This is a genomic window from Klebsiella sp. HN106, assembly GCF_051209435.1.
GTDB lineage: Bacteria > Pseudomonadota > Gammaproteobacteria > Enterobacterales > Enterobacteriaceae > Klebsiella > Klebsiella oxytoca.
This window is the reverse complement of the sequence record NZ_JBLURD010000256.1, coordinates 1-288: the sequence shown is the minus strand read 5'-3', so window position 1 is coordinate 288 and position 288 is coordinate 1. Positions and strand designations below refer to the sequence as shown.

The window sequence follows — 288 nt, the reverse complement described above, 5'->3', positions numbered from 1 at the left end:
ATAATTCGTTGCATTAATAAACTATGTGTTATTGAAGAGAGCACAGGTTTAAGCATTGAGCGTATTAAAGACATCAACCGTCGTATGAGTATCGGTGAGGCAAAAGCCCGTCGCGCGAAAAAAGAAATGGTTGAAGCTAACTTACGTCTTGTTATCTCAATTGCGAAAAAATACACCAACCGTGGTTTACAATTCTTGGACTTAATCCAAGAAGGTAACATTGGTCTAATGAAAGCAGTTGATAAGTTTGAATATCGCCGTGGTTATAAGTTTTCAACTTATGCTACG

At 37.5% G+C, this 288-nt stretch carries 1 protein-coding gene; it reads left to right on the top strand.

Features of this window, described 5'->3' with window-relative positions:
* A partial coding sequence (locus tag ACSIPU_RS31155; RefSeq protein WP_435322568.1) for a sigma-70 family RNA polymerase sigma factor occupies positions 1 to 288 on the top strand: 288 nt, incomplete at both ends.